Annotated in this window: 13 protein-coding genes; 8 read left to right on the top strand and 5 right to left on the bottom strand. The window is 41.6% G+C overall.

Features of this window, described 5'->3' with window-relative positions:
• The first annotated feature begins 162 nt into the window (after positions 1-162).
• The 4 genes from hepB (at position 163) to IM797_RS21225 (ending at position 6,033) form a co-directional block, all read left to right on the top strand.
• Positions 163-2,478 (top strand): heparin/heparin-sulfate lyase HepB, encoded by a 2,316-nt coding sequence (gene hepB / locus IM797_RS21240; protein ID WP_194129200.1) that lies wholly within the window; start codon positions 163-165, stop codon positions 2,476-2,478.
• Positions 2,479-2,707: 229 nt separating this feature from the next.
• Positions 2,708-3,304 carry a Crp/Fnr family transcriptional regulator gene (locus IM797_RS21235; protein WP_194129199.1) on the top strand — a complete coding sequence of 199 codons (597 nt, stop codon included), beginning with the start codon at positions 2,708-2,710 and terminating at the stop codon, positions 3,302-3,304.
• A 95-nt stretch (positions 3,305-3,399) separates the two neighbouring features.
• On the top strand, positions 3,400-4,206 hold the full coding sequence (locus IM797_RS21230; RefSeq protein ID WP_194129198.1) for a sterol desaturase family protein: 807 nt from the start codon (positions 3,400-3,402) through the stop codon (positions 4,204-4,206).
• A gap of 72 nt (positions 4,207-4,278) precedes the next feature.
• Complete coding sequence (locus IM797_RS21225; RefSeq protein ID WP_194129197.1) at positions 4,279-6,033, top strand: tetratricopeptide repeat protein; 1,755 nt, start codon at positions 4,279-4,281, stop codon at positions 6,031-6,033.
• Here the strand turns inward: IM797_RS21225 and IM797_RS21220 are convergent.
• Together IM797_RS21220 and IM797_RS21215 are read right to left on the bottom strand one after the other, a co-directional pair.
• Positions 6,030-7,148, bottom strand: coding sequence for an FAD-dependent monooxygenase (locus IM797_RS21220; RefSeq protein ID WP_194129196.1), 1,119 nt, complete (start codon positions 7,146-7,148; stop codon positions 6,030-6,032). The two genes, IM797_RS21225 and IM797_RS21220, sit on opposite strands and share 4 nt — an antisense overlap.
• Before the next feature lie 79 nt (positions 7,149-7,227).
• The gene (locus tag IM797_RS21215) at positions 7,228-8,100 is read right to left on the bottom strand and encodes an AraC family transcriptional regulator (RefSeq protein ID WP_194129195.1); all 873 of its coding nucleotides are present in this window, start codon (positions 8,098-8,100) and stop codon (positions 7,228-7,230) included.
• Between the two features lie 183 nt (positions 8,101-8,283).
• Here IM797_RS21215 and IM797_RS21210 point away from each other — a divergent pair, with 183 nt between their 5' ends.
• The 3 genes from IM797_RS21210 (at position 8,284) to mgtE (ending at position 12,360) form a co-directional block, all read left to right on the top strand.
• Positions 8,284-8,868 carry a DUF4136 domain-containing protein gene (locus IM797_RS21210; protein WP_194129194.1) on the top strand — a complete coding sequence of 195 codons (585 nt, stop codon included), beginning with the start codon at positions 8,284-8,286 and terminating at the stop codon, positions 8,866-8,868.
• A gap of 151 nt (positions 8,869-9,019) precedes the next feature.
• A complete protein-coding gene (locus IM797_RS21205; protein ID WP_194129193.1) occupies positions 9,020-10,789 on the top strand; it encodes an ATP-binding protein in 1,770 nt (589 codons plus the stop codon).
• A gap of 197 nt (positions 10,790-10,986) precedes the next feature.
• Entirely contained in the window at positions 10,987-12,360 is a 1,374-nt protein-coding gene (gene mgtE, locus IM797_RS21200; protein ID WP_194129192.1) for a magnesium transporter, read from the top strand.
• A 65-nt stretch (positions 12,361-12,425) separates the two neighbouring features.
• On the opposite strand, the gene ychF is transcribed toward mgtE, so the two are convergent.
• Positions 12,426-13,520, bottom strand: coding sequence for a redox-regulated ATPase YchF (gene ychF, locus IM797_RS21195; RefSeq protein ID WP_194129191.1), 1,095 nt, complete (start codon positions 13,518-13,520; stop codon positions 12,426-12,428).
• Positions 13,521-13,617: 97 nt separating this feature from the next.
• Here ychF and IM797_RS21190 point away from each other — a divergent pair, with 97 nt between their 5' ends.
• Positions 13,618-14,082 carry a hypothetical protein gene (locus tag IM797_RS21190; protein WP_194129190.1) on the top strand — a complete coding sequence of 155 codons (465 nt, stop codon included), beginning with the start codon at positions 13,618-13,620 and terminating at the stop codon, positions 14,080-14,082.
• Between the two features lie 2 nt (positions 14,083-14,084).
• On the opposite strand, the gene IM797_RS21185 is transcribed toward IM797_RS21190, so the two are convergent.
• Together IM797_RS21185 and IM797_RS21180 are read right to left on the bottom strand one after the other, a co-directional pair.
• Positions 14,085-14,777 carry an SRPBCC family protein gene (locus tag IM797_RS21185; protein WP_228099016.1) on the bottom strand — a complete coding sequence of 231 codons (693 nt, stop codon included), beginning with the start codon at positions 14,775-14,777 and terminating at the stop codon, positions 14,085-14,087.
• A complete protein-coding gene (locus IM797_RS21180) occupies positions 14,774-15,022 on the bottom strand; it encodes a hypothetical protein (RefSeq protein WP_194129189.1) in 249 nt (82 codons plus the stop codon). Before IM797_RS21180 ends, IM797_RS21185 begins: the two co-directional genes overlap by 4 nt.
• Positions 15,023-15,188: the final 166 nt, after the last annotated feature.

The following is a 15,188-nucleotide window of genomic DNA, read 5'->3' as shown; positions in this document are numbered from 1 at the left end:
GGTCTATTTGCTCATTAAACTGCGGGTACTTTTAAAAATCAATAAATTCATTTCAATTATGTTGAAAATGGAAGCTGAAGTTTAAGGCTACGGCATAATCTTTTTACCTTGAAAATTATCAGGGTAGGACAAAACTACCCGGCCGAGTAAATAAACCAAAATATGAAAAAGCTTTACCTGTATGTTTTTGCTTTTGTTGTGCAACTTTTTGCTTTAACAACAAATGGCTATTCCCAGATCCAGACAGATGTGATTTGGAAAGATGTGGACGGTGTCTCCATGCCGATACCTCCTAAAACGCACCCAAGGTTATACCTTCGCGAACAACAAGTTCCTGATCTGAAGAATAGAATGAATGATCCGGAACTGAAAAAAGTCTGGGCGGATATGATCAGGATGCAGCAAGACTGGAAACCAGCGGATATTCCGGAAGTTAAAGATTTCCGTTTTTATTTTAATCAGAAAGGACTAACGGTGCGGGTTGAAATGATGGCCCTGAATTACCTCATGACCAAAGATCCCAAAATTGGAAGGGAAGCCATCACCTCCATCATCGATACCCTTGAAACGGCAACATTTAAAGAAGCTGGTGACATTTCAAGAGGGATTGGTCTCTTTATGGTAACTGGTGCCATTGTGTACGATTGGTGTTACGACCAGCTGAAACCTGAAGAGAAAACCCGTTTTGTAAAAGCTTTTGTCAGACTGGCTAAAATGCTGGAATGTGGTTATCCACCTGTAAAGGATAAATCTATCGTAGGACACGCTTCGGAATGGATGATCATGCGCGACCTGTTGTCGGTAGGTATTGCCATTTACGATGAGTTTCCGGAGATGTATAACCTGGCTGCCGGCCGATTTTTCAAAGAACACCTGGTGGCCCGAAACTGGTTTTACCCTTCGCACAATTATCACCAGGGGATGTCATACCTCAATGTGAGGTTTACCAATGACCTTTTTGCACTCTGGATTTTAGACCGCATGGGTGCAGGGAACGTGTTTCATCCCGGCCAACAGTTTGTGCTCTACGACATGATTTATAAACGTCGTCCCGATGGACAGATCATGGCCAGCGGCGACGTGGATTATTCCAGGAAAAAGCCAAAATATTATTCATTGCCGGCCATGCTTGCCAGCAGCTATTATAAAGATGAATACCTCAATTATGAATTCCTTAAGGATCCGAATGTGGAACCGCATTGCAAATTATTTGAGTTCTTATGGCGTGATACCAAACTGGGAAGTCGTAAACCCGACGACCTGCCGTTGTCCCGGTATTCCGGATCTCCTTTCGGATGGATGATTGCCCGTACGGGTTGGGGACCTGAAAGCGTGATCGCGGAGATGAAGATCAATGAGTATACCTTTCTCAACCACCAGCATCAGGATGCGGGAGCTTTTCAAATTTATTATAAAGGTCCTTTGGCCATTGATGCCGGTTCATATACAGGTTCTTCTGGCGGGTACAACAGTCCGCACAATAAAAACTTTTTCAAGCGTACCATCGCACACAACAGCTTGCTGGTTTATGATCCCAATGAGACTTTCAATATCTCGGGATATGGTGGGAAAGACCAAACCAAATTTGCAGCCAATGATGGGGGACAGCGTTTACCCGGAGATGGCTGGACTGCTCCGCGTGATCTGAAAGAGATGTTGGCCGGTGATTTTAAAACCGGGAAGGTCCTTGCCCAGGGCTTTGGTACGGATAGTCAGGCTCCGGATTATACCTATCTGAAAGGTGACATCACTGAAGCTTATTCCAAAAAAGTAAAAGAAGTGAAGCGTTCCTTTCTTTTCCTTAACCTCAAGGATGCTAAAGTACCGGCAGCGATGATCGTTTTTGATAAGGTGGTTTCATCCAATCCTGATTTTAAAAAGTTCTGGTTGCTGCACAGCATCGAGGAGCCGGAAATTAAAGGGAACCAGATCACCATAAAACGTACAAAAAATGGGGATAGCGGAATGCTGGTAAACACAGCTTTGCTGCCTGATGCCGCCAATTCCAACATTACATCTATTGGAGGCAAGGGTAAAGATTTCTGGGTATTTGGTACCAATTACACCAATGATCCCAAACCTGGTACCGATGAAGCATTGGAACGCGGGCAATGGCGTGTTGAGATTACACCCAAGAAGGCTGCACCGGAAGACTATTACCTCAATGTGATGCAGATTGCCGACAATACGCAGCAAAAGTTACATGAGGTTAAACGGATTGACGGTGATCAGGTTGTAGGTGTTCAACTTGCAGACCGGGTGGTTACTTTTAGTAAAAATTTAGAAACACTGGATCACCCGTTCAGCTTTACTATAGTTGGAAAAGGGACATTTAAACTCGTAATGACGGACCTTCTACCTGGTACCTGGCAAGTGTTGAAGAATGGCAAGGTATTGTATCCCGCCCTTGTGGCCAAAAGTGAGGATGCTGCCCTTTATTTTGAAGGAACTGAGGGAACATATCGCTTCCTGAGATAACAAAATGGAGTAGTAGCCGGCTCAGCCGGCCTACTGCTCCATTTTGCTGATCGGTTTCAGGATCGCAGACCAGGCACTCGGCCGGATTTGCCCAGGTGCTGGCCCCAGCAAGGCCCCAGCAACGCTCCTTTAAGGCCCCGGCAAGGCCCCAGTAATGACGAGCAAGATACGAGCAGGATGTGACTTTGATTTCCTTTTGTTTATCTTCGCACTGCGAACAAGATAAGGTATGTTAGAATCGATTGATACATTACAACAATTACTATTTGATTTGGCCGGGGTGCTGCCTGCGGATACAGAGCCATTGTTTGCAATGACCAGATGGGTACAGCTTGAGGCCAATGAAACTTATATCCGCAAAGGTGATGCCAGTCGGCGGCTCGCATTTATTGAGCAAGGCATTATGCGCGCGTATCTGATTAAGGATAATGGTGAGGAAGCTACCCTGTTTCTGCGTTGGGAAGGTCAGTTTATTGCCTCGCATGATACCATTATACATCAGCAACCCTCACGTTTTATTTATAAGGCCCTGGAGCCGATTAATTTACTGGAAATAGATTACGGTGTATTGGAAGATATTTTGAAACTGCACCCGGAATACGAACCCTTGCGCAATTTTTTCCTGATGCGTATGCTCGCAGATTCGCTGAAGACAATGGAGTCATTTGTAACCCAGTCTCCAGAAGAACGTTACCGCGAACTGGTAACCGAACAGTTTGATCTGATCAATCGGGTACCTGGAAAATATATTGCCTCTATGCTTGGCATCACACCTGTATCTTTAAGCCGTATCCGAAAACGGATGCATGCAAAAACAAAATCATAATGGAAATTAACTTTTGTTAAGCTGCGAAATTAACTTTTGTTAAGCAGGTCAGCATAAGCTACACGCTATTTTTGAGCCATATATTTTAGATCGTTATGGAAAAAATAATAGAAGAGATTTTCAAGATGTTTAGCATTTCTGCGCTTCGGTATTTTGTACTTGCTGGAATTCCGTTTGCATTGTTTTATATGATGATGCCTTCCAAATTGGGACGCTTTAAAATTCAGCAGAAGCAAGCATCAAAAAAAGATTTTCTACGTGAAGTATGGCATTCCATGCAGAGTAACCTGGTGTTCACCGTTATTGCGGTTGCCATTTTGTTTACACCACTAAAACAGTATACGCGGATTTACGATCACATCAGCGATTTTCCCGCCTGGTACCTGGGTTTCAGCGTGGTGTTGTGTCTCATTATCCACGATACTTATTTTTACTGGATGCATCGTTTGCTGCATCACAAGAAATTGTTTAAGCTGACGCATGTGGTACATCACCAGAGTACCAATCCATCGCCCTGGACTTCCTACAGTTTTCACCTGGCAGAGGCTGTAACTGAGGGGGCCATCTTGCTTGTCATTGCATTTTTAATCCCGGTACATCCGCTGGCCATCGTATTGTTTACCATTTCTGCTTTCATCATCAATGTTTATGGGCATCTTGGCTATGAGATTACGCCAAAATGGTTCCGTCATACCCTGGCATTCGAGGTATTCAACACTTCTGTTCATCACAATTTGCACCACAGTAAATTTAAAGGAAACTATGGATTGTATTTCCGGATCTGGGATCGGATAATGGGTACCGAACACCCGGATTATGTAAAGGAATATGATAAACTACAGCAGCAGCGTTTTGGCGAAGCGCCGAGTGAAGGCTCACTTGTAGCGGTCAAATCAAAATAATCTTTTGCTTGGGGACGATTATGTTTTCGAGATTCCTTATTTTGCGATCAAGTTTACTGAACTTGTATAGCTATGATTACCGATACGCATACCAGGAAGCTCCTGCTTTCCTTAGTTTTTATTTTACTACCCTGTTGTTTAATTGCGAGCATTTTTGAAGGTGGAGAAAAAACAGAGCGGAGGATCATAGAAAACATAGTTAAGCAATACCCGGCGGTTAAAAGTAATGCGGATCTGAAAAGATTACTTCAAGCTGAGCTTGGGAAATTGCCTGGGGACGAAAGCAAGTCGGCAGAAATAATTCACCATGTCTTTACCGCCAATAAAAATGCGGACGACCTGGACCGGCTTAATGACCAGAGTTCTGAGCTGTTTAAAAAAGCCCTGGTAAAGTCCAGGGAATTAAGTCGTACGGACCTTGAAATCTGGGTTTCTATACAGTATGGTTTTTACTTATATACCTATAGAAAATACGAAGATTCCTTTCCATTTTTTATGTACAGTATTAAAACTCTTGATGAAAGAGTTGCCGGAGAAGTCATCCAGCCCTGTGAAACGTATAAAAAAATCGCTTATTTTTTGAATACGGTTGGAGATTATGAAAAGTCGGATGAATATTTACAGCTGGCCAGAAAATATGCAGCGCCAAATGGTACTGAGCTGGCGAGTATCATTGATGTTTTGGGACAAAATTGTGTGAAAAGAAACGATCTGGTCAAAGCTGAGGCATATTTTAAGCAAGCTTTCGCTATTGCCAGAATAAGTAAAGATGAAATACGCTATGCTAAAGTGTTGGGTAATATTGCAGAAATCAAATTTAAACAAGGGCAGTACGACAAGGCTATTGAACTGCTCAATCAGGATATCACAATTTCTAAGCGGCTTTCCAGTACCCAAAATACCATTTATGCCCTGGTTTTACTGGGCAAGGTCTATCTAGCAAAAGGAAATGTTGACGAAGCCAATAGTCAGCTATGGCTTGCTCAGCAGTATGCCCGTTCTAAAACCTATTTCAAAAGCTCTGACTACGAAATCAATTCGCTTATTTTAGAAATAGCCAAATACACCGGCAACGATAAACAAGAACTGATGGCCAGGCGAAACCTGGAGGAGCTAAAAGGGAAGCTGAAAGGTATGGATGGTAGAGAGGTGATCATGAAGATGGGCTGGGAAATCGAAAAAAATAAGTTGAGCCTGAAATTAACAGCAGAGCAAAATAAGCGTCAGCGAGAGTCATATGTCAAAGTCGCTGCATTATTGGGCTGTATGATGTTAATGATTACCATTGGCTTTTTAGTCAAGATTTATAGAAATAAAATAAAGGTTGAAAAAACAGAACATGAAAAGAAGGTGCTTAGCCTTACTTTGGAGAAAGTCAATTCCGAGCAAAGATTAAATGCCAATCATCAGACACTGGAATCTTATAAAGCCTATCTTAAAGAGAAGAACAAACAGATTGAGGAATTAGAATTTGAAATCAGCAAAGCTCGGCAGTCTTCCGCCTCACATTTGGAAACGTATTCTGTCAATATGCAAAACCTACTCGATTCTCATTTGATGAGTAATGCCTCATGGATGGATTTCAAAAGATTTTTTATCCAGGCTTACCCTGACTATTACCAGTTTCTGCTCCGCAATTTTAGTGGATTGACAGATTCTCACCTCCGGATTATATTTCTAACCAAACTGGAAATGGACAATTCAGAAACCGCCCGGATCCTCGGTTTAACTGTAGAAGCCATCAAAAAAGCAAAGCAGAGGCTTAGAAAGAAGTATGGGGATGCATATGATTTGCTTTTTACACAAAATGAAATGGCACAAACTTAAAAACCTTCGGTATTTCGTTTGAGAATCGCTTCTTCTGTTCTTGGAATAAAATTCTCCCGGACATTTAATTCAGCCATGGCCTGAACTTCTTCAATAAAAGGGCGTAGGTTTTTATCGTAATCCTGAAATGCCAGGGTAAAATTGCCTTCGTATTTTTGTAAAGCATCAGCTAAAGCCGCTGCGCCCTCTATAGACAATGATGCGCCCATTCCGGCTGCCGGGGAAGCGCAATAAGCTGCATCGCCGACCAATGCTACCCGGCCTTTAGTCCAGCATGGCATTTTAATCTGACAAAATTTATCAAAGTAAAAGTTGTTTGCTTGCTGTACTTCTTCAAGTAGCTCGATCGTTCGCCAATCCAAACCGGCAAACTGTGCCAATATGATTTCTCTTTGCGCTTTCACATCTCGGTAATCGTAAGGGATTTCTTTTCCGGAATAGAAACAAAAAATAATATCGGTTTTATTGTTGTAGGCATTGAGCGTGATGGCTTTATCGGGGACATTGAACAACTGCATTGTTTTTTGTGGGATGATCAGTTTATTTACAGTGCTAATCGAGAAATAACCTTCCAGAAAATGTGCATACTCACTTTCCTCACCAAACCAGATTTTTCTGACACCGGAATGTGAGCCGTCGCAGCCAAGCAGTAAGTCAAAAGTCCTTTGCTGCCCATGTTTAAAAGAAACCTGGATGTCAGTTGTTGTTTCAGCCAGTGCCACAATGCTGTCGTTGAAAATAAATTCGACCTCATCTTGTAGTGCGTCCAATAAGATGTTCAAAAACTTATCCCGCTCTACTTCAATGTCATCGTCAGGGAGCTCAGTATCTTCTTTTTTTAGGGATATGCTGCCTGCTGTGGTATCGTCTGCATTTTTAAATTCGACCAGCTCTACCTGCAGGCGACTGGCGATCAGCTGCTCATAGATACCCATACGTTTAGCAATGTCTACGGTAGTTCCACGGATGTCAATGGCTGCGCCAGCTATTCTGGGTTCATTCGCAATTTCAATAACAGTTACCTGATAGCCCAATGTGTTCATCCAGTAAGCTGTTGATAATCCGGCTATACTTGCGCCAGAAATGAGTACTTTTTTTTCTTTTAATGTGTTCATGTGAATACGAGTTGAATTACACGACAAAGAAAAGCAGTACCGAAAGAAGAAAAAATGGCAATGCGAGGTAAGTATTGGACTAATCGAGGGTTTTTCTTCTGAAATCCAGGGCAGTCATTCCCGTGTTTTTTACAAAAAACCTGGAAAAATACGGATAATCCTCATAGCCTAATGCCATAGCAATTTCTTTGACAGATTTATCGGAATAATGGAGTAAGCGCTTTGCTTCTAAAACCACGCGTTGCTGAATGTGATGAGAAACGGTATAGCCTGTAGCAGTTTTTACACACTCGTTTAGGTAAGACGTAGAGATGTTTAGTTTTTGGGCGTAGGCCGTAGGGCGCTTATCTTTGGTGAAATCCGACTCCAATATTTCTCTGAAGGTTTTTGTGATCTCGTCAGATCGCGAAGGGGAGTCCAGGGATCTGGTTGATTCTAAATATAGTGAAAGGACTAAGGCCACCAGGGCGTTGCAGCTATCTTTAAGTCGGAAATGATAGAGCTTGTCTTTTTTACGTTCGGCGAATTTTAAACAAAGTGATACCGCTTCTGAGATCATGGCGAATGTTTCTTTCTCTAATGCCAGCGGTTTTGCCGGACTTAGATGATCCAGCAATTCCAGGTACGCTGCATTCAGACTTTCATCGGCCATTGCCAAGCTGCTAACGATCACATCGGCTGATGCCAAGGTTTGATGTACCTGGTTGGGGTGAACATATAGGATTGCGGGAGCAGTAATGGTATGGTGCTGAAAATCAATATCAAGCCTTACTGTTCCGGATTCGAGTAAGAAGAAAGTATGTGCGTCGTGCCGGTGTGATTCGTTTCCTCCTTCAAAGTGTTTTAAAGTGGCTCCATCTAAAGTGCCCAGATTTAATTTTTCTATAGAAATGCTCCTGCCATACAGGTCTAACATGCTATTTACAGGTATGGATAGTTTTTTTCTGGGCATTTGATGTAATTGATAGGCAAGATATTGAATTTTAACTGTTTTGTCCAACGATTAATCCTTTACAGGTTTTAACAGTCAAACAGGTAGATGAGTCACTGAACATCTGGCGACTGGTCATTTTTATCAAATCATTTAAAGGAACAGGCATGGGATTTTTTCTACTTCACACAAATAGAGAAAACAATGAAAAAGCAAATTTTAACAATGCTGGCACTAGTGGCTGTATTGTCGTCGTGCTCCAGCTACAGTTATTATGCTGTTAGCAACAAAAAGTTAACTGCAAATTATCGCACTTACGCCTGGCTTCCTGAGGGTAAATCGAAGGCTTCAAATATTTATGACAATGACATCGCAGCAGATAAAATTGTGGAAGCGGCAAGTACGGAATTGGAAAACAGGGGTTTTAAACTGGACAACAATAAGCCGGATTTGCTGCTGCGGTATACTGCGGTCGTAAATAGGGAAACCAAATCTTACAACGAACCGATGTATTATGATGCACCGGGAAGATTTGTGCCCCGCTTGGGTGTTCACCGTGGACGTGCGTTTTATTATTACGCTTATCGTGACCCTTTCCCGGTATATGTGGGTAGCGAACAGCGCACCCTACGTGTAAAACAAGGCAGTATTATGATTGATTTAATTGACCGAAAAACTTCTAAAGTGATCTGGAGGGGCTGGGCAGAAGGCGAGTTGGATAATCCTGAAAAAGCGATTGCGCAATTGCCTAAGGTGATTGAGCATATATTTAAAAAGCTTCCTGTCTGATCAGGAGGGATCTTTGTTTTTAACTTTAACCAGGATTTGGGATTACCCGGATCCTGGTTTTTTATAACCAGGACTTTCTTGTTCAAAATATAGGAACAGGAATGAACAACACAAAATGCATTGAATTGTGTTGTATGTTAAAACAAACATTATGTTTGACTTCCTGTCTAAACGATATAACGCTATTCTTAAATTAGAGGAAGGCTTGCTCAACAAGGCGAGGATTACTATTTTAATACAACTCCTTACTGCTTTTTCAGTCTTAAGTATCATTTTGTTTGGCGTCTATTATTTCCAGGAACGCAATATTTTACTATTCAGGATCAGTTTATTGATGGTCATGTTCATGGCCGGCCTGGTCATGATCTTTGTACATGTGCCATGGAGAATGGTAGGGCATTACTTTATCTTTTGCCTGACGGTTTTTATTTGGTCGAACCTGCTGATATTGATAGAAGGAATCAACATTGTTACGGTGCAATATGTTTTTATGATTGTATCGGGAGGGTATTATATATTGGGTTTGAGGTGGGGACTTATTTATTCGCTGATTAACACTTTGCCCATCGTATTTCTTTTCTCCTTACAACAGTTTTATGGGGTCGATATTTCGATCATGCACCAGGCTATAAATATATACGCTTATAATTTTTCTATTGTTGTCAATTTTCTGCTGCTGATTTTTATCCATTTCTACTTTTTTAGGGCTTTTAAAAAGACCAGCCGAAAAATGCAGAAGTTAACGTCAAATCTAAAACGTTCTTTAACTACTGCCAGAAAAACTGCAGAAGATAAAACGAACTTCCTGTCTACCATGTCACATGAACTACGGACACCACTAAATGCGGTAATTGGTATGACTAACGTTTTATTGGATGGTGACCCCAGACCTGATCAGAAAGAGAATCTTGAAATCCTGCATTTTTCTGCAGAGAACCTGATGGCAACCATCAATGATATCCTCAGTTTTAACCGGCTTGACGTGGGCATGGAGAAACTAGAATTGACCACTTTTCGCCTGGATACTTTGCTGAGCAATGTTTATGGTGCATTAAAGTTGAGGGCATCGGCAAAAGCCATTAAATTTGACCTGGTCATTGACGATAGCATCAAAGAAATCAATGTCCATGGCGATCAGAGCAGGCTTACGCAAATCTTGTTTAACCTTGTGGGCAATGCGATTAAATTTACCCGGGAAGGTTTCGTTAAGGTTAGGGCCAGTTTGAAGGAAGCAGAGAAGAATTCATTTGTGGTACAGTTTGAGGTAGCTGACTCAGGTATCGGGATACCGGAAAGTCAGATTACAAAAGTCTTTGAACCTTATTATCGTGCATCACACCGTACCAACAGGCAATACCATGGAACCGGACTAGGCCTCAGTATCGCGAGGCGATTGGTTGAACTTCATGGAGGCCGACTGGACATTGACAGTAAGGAAGGTGTTGGAACTACCTTCAATTTTGAAATAAGTTTCACCAGAATGGAAGCTACCGGGAATGAATTTTTAAATGAGACCCTTAATGATAAGGTTGACATTGCTGGCTTACGTATTTTATTTGCAGAAGATGACCTGATCAATGTGATGGTTTTACAAAAAACGCTGTCCAGATGGGGATTAAAGGCTGATGTTGCTGGCAATGGGCAGTTGGCAATAGATGCTGTCCTTGCAAATGATTATGATGTGGTATTTATGGACATCAACATGCCGGTCATGGATGGTTTTGAAGCTTCGAGATTAATCAGGGAAATTGACAATGAACAGAAAAGTGGTATTTACATCATTGCTTTAACCGCATCAATTGGTATTTCTATCGAAATGAACCCTGATTTTCAATATCTCGATGATTTTCTCTTCAAACCTTTCCGGCCTGAGGAGCTGCAAAATAAACTGGAATATGTCGCAACTTTAAAGCATAAATGATTAAAAAGATTTAACGGGCTTAAAATCGGTAACCGAAACCACGCCACAACTCGCTTTGAAGTACAATTCAGGGGCAATCGCTCATTACAGAAACAATTCTCATTTATTAACATAAAAAAGCATGTTTTTAAAAATAAAAAAGCACTTTTGCAAAACTATAATGGAATGAATTAAGATGTAAAAACAAACGCGTATTTATGGAAGAGGAAGTTGTTGAAGAAGTTGTCAAACTCATTGAAGAGAATAATGAAACGCAATTAAAAATTTACCTTGACGATCTAAACATCTCTGATGTTGAACATCTGATAGATGAGCTCCCTCAGTACGCCGTTAAGTTTATTGATACCCTTTCCATTAAGCGTGCCGTAAACGTTTTTCGCATTCTGGATTTTCCAACTCAGGAAAAAATCATTAAGAAATTACCTGGCAACAAACTGGCTGAACTGATCAACTTATTGCCTCCTGATGACCGGACGGCTTTGTTTAGTGAGTTGAAAGGCGATGCCGTTAAAAAACTGATCATTTTACTACCCGCAAAAGACAGAGTTGAAGCACTTTCTTTGCTTGGCTATGAAGAAGATAGTGTTGGCCGCTTGATGACGCCAGACTATGTAGCTGTTAAAAAAGACTGGACGGTAAGCCGGGTATTGGAACACATCAGACGCTATGGTAAGAATTCCGAAACGATTGACGTCGTTTACGTGATCGATAAAGACGGTACTTTGCTGGACGATATCCGGATCCGTGAAGTCCTGCTTGCAGACCCTGAGGCCAAAATAGGAGAACTGACAGACCATCGGCTGATTTCTTTAAAAGTTACCGATCCTCAGGAAGAGGCCATCAATGTATTCAGGATGAACAACAGGGTCGCGCTGCCTGTTGTGGATGACAATAATGTATTGCTGGGTATTGTAACTGTAGATGATATCCTTTGGATTGCCAACGAAGAGTATACGGAGGATATGCATAAAATAGGGGGTACCCAGGCCCTTGATGAGCCCTACCTGGATATGCCTATTTTTGGCTTGTTCCGGCGCAGGATTGGCTGGCTGGTGGTGCTCTTTTTAGGAGAGATGCTGACCGCAACAGCAATGGCGCATTTTGAGGCAGACATTGCCAAAGCCGTCATTTTAGCCATGTTTGTGCCCCTAATCATTTCAAGCGGGGGTAATAGTGGTTCTCAGGCCTCAACACTGATTATCCAGGCCATGGCACTAGGAGAAATTACCATTGGCGACTGGTGGCGGGTGATGCGCAGAGAGATCATATCCGGATTGATGCTTGGTATCGTACTGGGCTCTATTGGGTTTTTAAGAATCTTTGTCTGGACCTTTTTTACCGATATGTATGGACCGCATTGGATGTTGATTGGCGTAACAGTGGGTGTGGCATTAGTCGGTGTTGTCCTATGGGGATCGTTAGCCGGTTCGATGCTGCCTTTACTCCTGAAAAAACTCGGAGCTGACCCTGCAACCTCATCGGCTCCATTTGTAGCCACCCTGGTCGATGTAACGGGCTTAATTATTTACTTCTCGGTTGCAGTTGTATTCCTCACTGGAGTCCTACTCTGATCGCATAAAAAAATCATAGACATAAAAAAAGCGAACCATGTGGTTCGCTTTTTTTATGTCTATGATTAAACGTTGAATCTGAAGTGCATGATGTCTCCATCCTCCACAACATAAGTTTTGCCTTCAACACCTAATTTACCCGCATCTTTGCAAGCATTTTCAGATCCTAAAGTGACAAAATCGATATATTTAATTACTTCCGCACGGATAAACCCTTTTTCAAAATCGGTATGGATTACGCCAGCAGCCTGAGGTGCTGTAAATCCTTTGGTAATGGTCCAGGCTCTAACTTCCTGTACACCGGCAGTAAAGTAGGTATACAGATCTAACAAACGGTATGCTGCAACAATCAGTTTGTTTACGCCTGATTCAGTCAAACCCAGATCGGCCAGGAACTCCTGACGTTCCTCATAACTTTCCAATTCAGCAATTTCAGATTCTATCTTGGCAGAAATCACCAACACTTCCGCATTTTCATTTTTAACCGCTTCTTTAACGCGGTCAACATAAGCGTTGCCATTGATTACTGAATTTTCATCTACGTTACATACGTACAATACCGGTTTTTGAGTTAACAAACCCAGATCTTGAATAAATTCAAAATCTTCAGCAGAAACGGCTGCAGATCTTGCCGACTGTCCGCTTTCCAGATGGGTTTTGATCACACTTAGGATATCGAAAGTCCTTTTTGCTTCTTTATCCGTTTTGGCCATTTTCTCCACTTTCTGGATTCTTTTGGTTACGGTGTCCAGATCTTTCAGTTGCAATTCGGTGTCAATGATCTCTTTATCGCGAATAGGATCCACAGAGCCATCTACGTGGATGACGTTACCGTCATCAAAACAGCGCAACACATGGATAATTGCATTGGTTGCCCTGATGTTGCCTAAAAATTGGTTACCTAAACCTTCACCTTTAGATGCACCTTTCACTAAACCTGCAATATCTACGATTTCAATTGTGTTTGGAACGATACGATTCGGTTTTACCAACTCAGATAATTTGGTTAATCTTTCGTCAGGTACAGTAATTACACCTATATTTGGTTCAATGGTGCAAAAAGGAAAGTTAGCCGCCTGGGCCTTTGCGTTAGATAAACAGTTAAATAGTGTAGATTTTCCAACATTTGGTAAACCAACGATACCACATTGTAATGCCATGTATGATTTTTTTCTTGATTTGGCGCAAAGGTATCAATTTTTTAAAAATATTTTTTATGTTTAAGGTAGTTTAACCCGGTTTGGGATTTTGTGTATTATGGAAAATTTAGAAGAAGAACATTTTGAAGCGCAATTGGTAATTACGGAAGAGATTAGAAGCTATATTTATGAGACAGCAAAATGGACAAAATTTTTGTCAATTGTGGGACTCGTATTTGCTGCTTTTCTGGCTGTTCTTGCTTTAAGTGCCAATGGGATTATGCAGGGCTTAGCTACTGCAGCACCGGGAAATCCTTTAGTACAATTAGGCGCAACATTCCTGACGGTTTATTTTTTAGCCATTTCATTAATTTTGTTTTACCCAAGTTTCCTGATGTTTAAGTATTCAAATGCAGCAAACACCGCGGTATTGTATGCCGACCAGGAGAACTTAACGGTAGCGATGAAAAACATGAAATCTATATTTAAGTTTTGGGGAATCATTGCCATTGTGATTCTGACCTTAAATATATTGAGTGTGGTGCTGACTGTTGTGGCAAAAATTGGTGGCGGAGCCGCCTAACCTCAGTAAGAGGTTAGGGGAACATGTTGTTCAATGACATGTTTAAAGCTCTTGATTTCCTTTTTCAGCATGCTTTCAAAATAGGGATTGAGCAATCTGGCAAGGCCCATTCCCAAGCCTCCTGCAGGGGGGTGGTAGGATAAAACAACCTTTAAGGTTGTGGCGTTGCCGTTTTGTGTTTCTGAAAATTCAACACGGCCTACATGATGGATCAGCGTGCCTGATGCAGAACGCCAACCGATTAACCTTCCCGGTTCATCTTTGACGATTTCTGCTTTCCAGTCCAGTGAAAATAGGTTGCCCATGACATTCGCCTTCCACTTTGACAAGTGCTCATCGATCATTTCTACATTGAGCAAATGTTCAATACTGGCAGGCAGGTTATTTAAATTACGCCAGTAACTATATACTTCTGCGGCGGGTCTGTCGATCACGAATTCGCCTCTGATGTTTACTGCACGGGGTTTACTGCTGTCTATACCCAGTTTTTCATACAGTAAGCAGCGACCGGTAAAGCCACGGTAAGCCATATAGGCACCGTATAAAAAAGGCGCTTTAAAGGGCCTGGTAATTCCTCTTCCAATTAAAAGACCGCCCAAAAGCATAGATACGAGCCGCTCATTCAGACTGATGTTTTCGTAATGTTGCTTTTCGATGGAAAATTTTCCCGAGCGGAGTTTCAGATTTGTATTCATGATTTTGATTTGTTAATGGCTGCACCGATTTCGTCTATACTTTGTTGATCCAGCTCTCCCCACATTTGCTCCCATTTGTTGTGCTCATTGGCCCTGATCTGCGTGATTTTTTCTTCGTCTACAATACAATTGAAAAATTCAGCACCATCCGTAGTCTCGTCTGGATTGACAGTGACCTGTTGTTCAGTTCCATTTATTTTAGCACTAATCTCAAATTTTTGGGAATTTAACTCTAATTCTGCCATGATGTTTTGCTTCTTTAAAACTGGTAAAACAATAATTACGAATGTAAAACACCTGCAAGGGCAATCTGTTTTAAAATACTAGCATGCAGGAAAGGACCACCGGGAAAAATATGCTGAAAATGCTACAGAATTTCTTCAAAATTGTATCTTAGTTTTAATACCGAAT

This window comes from Pedobacter sp. MC2016-24, from assembly GCF_015223055.1.
GTDB lineage: Bacteria > Bacteroidota > Bacteroidia > Sphingobacteriales > Sphingobacteriaceae > Pedobacter.
The sequence above is the reverse complement of the archived record's forward strand: the minus strand, read 5'-3'. Positions and strand labels throughout refer to the sequence as shown.